1 pseudogene is annotated in these 3,181 nt (G+C 40.3%); it reads right to left on the bottom strand.

From position 1 onward, the window contains the following. Nucleotides 1–3,181, bottom strand: a pseudogene (locus tag CER18_RS09515) (Vomp family autotransporter); the annotation flags it as partial.

The raw sequence follows: 3,181 nt of genomic DNA on the forward strand, positions 1-3,181 counted from the left end.
AATTTGGTTGGTGATCTCATTGGTGATTTTATTCTGAACATTTGTAAAAGATGTACCCACTCCTGCTAAAGCATCCGCTACATTCTGATAAGTCTTATCTTCTTCCTTGCCATCATTTTTAACTGTTTTGACTTTAAAGGTAGGCGCTTTCCATTCACCCTTTTCATTATAACCAGCTCCACCGCCAAAATAGGTCGCAAACTGTTTGTTCACTGAATAGAGTTGTCCACCCGTAACTGCATCGGTAGAATCAGAAGTAATATTTCCATCTAAGAGATGTGTAATTTTGCTATTCTTCTTTTCTTTATCCTTGCCATGATCAGCAACAAAGGCATTATCAGTATTGCTCCACAATAACGCATCACCTTGAACTTGTTGGGTAACATTCGTTATATTTTCAGTAAACTTCTCAAACTTATTCGTGATGTCTTTATTGACATTCTCAATACCTTTATCAAGCTGACCCTTGTTGACAGCTTCATTCGCTTTTACCGCATCTTTTACACCAGAAAGCGTGCGTGCTTCGTTTGTGTTGTTAGCAATATTGATTTCACTGCCGGTTACTTCTTTACCGATAGTGATGTTATTTGTCTTTGGATCTTTCTTGATAAGGCTATCACCTTGTACATTGGTAATGGCATTATTAATCTGGTTGGTCATTTCATTTTTTATATTCGTGAAAGCAGTACCAACACCTTCAAAAGCTTCTGCTACATTCGTATAGGTTTGCTCTTCTTCTGTACCATCAGACTTAACTCGTTTAATTTTAAATGTCGGACCGTCTGAATTTCCATTTCCAAAGTCAGCCCCACCGCCCAGATAATTAGCAAGATTGGTACCCAGTGTGTGTACTTGAGAACCAGTTACAACTTCGTCTGAGTTTTCAGTTAAGTCTCCACCTTCAACAAACTTAATTTTTCTATCTCTTCTACCTTTTCCTTCCCCATGCTGTGCACTAAAGGCTTGATCAGTTTCACTCCACAATAAGGAATCGCCTTTTACCGTGGTAATCGTATTATTAACCTCTTTGGTAATCTCATTTTTAACATTTGTAATAGAACGACCAACTCCACTCAAAGCATCAGAGACATTATGATAAGTATTTTCTTTTTCCTCACCATTGCCGTTAACAGTTTTAATTTTAAAGGTAGGCGCTGTCCATTCACCATTCTCATACTTAGCATCACCACCGAAAGACTGAGCAACCTTATCACCTAAAGCCTTAAGCTGACCACCCGTAACTGCGTCCGTCGAACCAGAGGCAATATTACCATCTAAAAGATGGGTAATTTTACTCGCTTCTTTTTTCTCACCTTCCCCATGCTGTGCAGTAAACGCATTATCAGTTTCACTCCACAATAAGGTATCCCCTTTAACTTGCTGGGTAACATTCGTTATGTTCTGAGTAACTTCGTTCAACTTATTTGTTATATTATTATTGACTTCCTTGATGTTGGCATCAAGCTGACCTTTGTTAACAGCTTCATTGTTATTCTTTGCTTCTGCAACGCCAGAAAGAATCCGATCACCTTGGTCTTTATTGGCAATGTTGATTTCACCGCTTTCTACTCTTGCACCAATCGTGAGATTATGCGTTGCTTTATCTTGCTGAACAAAGCTTTCGCTTTCCACTTTGTTAACAACATTATTAACCTGTTCAGCCAATTTATTCTGAACATTCGTGATAGAACTACCAACTCCAGTCAAAGCTTCCGCTACAGTATCATACTTCGTCTCTTCAAAGTTGCCATCTTCCTTAACGGACTTAACAGTGAACTGAGGAGCACTCCATTTGCCATCTTCATACTTAGCACCACCACCAAAGGACTTAGCTATATCCGTAGCTACAGTTGTTACATTTTTATTTGTCTCAAAAAGCTGTGAACCAGTGACTGCTTCATGTGATTCTGCTGAAAGCGCTCCATCTTTTATACCCGTAAGAGTACGCTTCTCATTTTCATTGTTCGCAATATCGATTTTATCTCCACCTGTATCCTTACCAATGGTGATGTGTTGTGTTCCATCCTCCTGTTTTACAAAGCTACTGGCTGCTACTTGTTCTTTTAATTCCTTTAGCTGGGAAAAATTTACAGCGTCTGTACTATCAGTCCCCGTTGCCACATTTGTGATCTTTTTACCCCCAGCATCAATACCACCAGTGGTTATTTGCGGACCATTTGCAATTATCAAACCTGTTGCATCGAAGATATTCGTTCCTGCTGTTACTTTATCTAGTGTGATTTCCTTCGCTAAATCAAATTTTACATTGTTGTCTTTATCGCCTTTGGTAATGCTGAGATTGGTACTGCCAACTGACAAATCTACCGCGCTATCAACACCAACAGACTTAGAGTTTTCACCACCAACAGACAGCTTCCAACCCTTGTCTACGTATTCTTGTAATGACTTCATCTGCGCAACATTCACAGCATCAGTATCGCTCGTGCCAGCCGCTACTGCAACAATTTGTCGTGTCTGACCCTGCTTAATATCGCCAATACTAACGGCACCTGCTGTGCTTTTCCATACATACCCTTTATCGCCTTTAATATTTTTTCCGCCAGGGACATAACCAGCAACACCAGCAGCGGTATCAGCAACAGAAAAGGCACCGAGAGCAACCCCGTTTTCTACCAAAGCTTTCGTTTCAACACCTATAGCAATAGCGGCAGGGTTCCCTGACTCTACTCGCGCCTTATAACCAATAGCAATTCCTCGATTCGAATTTTTACCTACATATGTCTCGGCACCAAAAGTAGAGGAGAAACTACCATAAACTGTCGTCTGATAACCAACACTTGTAACTCGATCAACCACTTCATTCCCGCTCAAAGAATGTACCACCGTTGAAAAGTTACCAATAACAATACTTGCCTCTGTGGTTTTTAGAGTAAGAGGATTACCAATAGCAATCATATTTTTATTATCACGCGCCATTCTGGCTTTCCCTAGCCCTGTGGATGCATTATTCTGCAAGCTATCAAACACATTAATAAGCGCTGTATCTGCTCCATTCTGGCTAAACTGTTGGGGAGGCAAGTTGCCATCAACAGACCATTGTGGACTAAGGAGAGATCTCTTATTCTTATCTCCAATATCTAACATTCTTTGAGACAAATCACCCTTGTCTGCTGTTAAAACATCGACGACAGGTCTAGCATTATTTCCCTCCGAAAGAGTA

The organism is Bartonella tribocorum, from assembly GCF_002777915.1.
In the GTDB taxonomy this organism is placed as follows: domain Bacteria; phylum Pseudomonadota; class Alphaproteobacteria; order Rhizobiales; family Rhizobiaceae; genus Bartonella; species Bartonella tribocorum_A.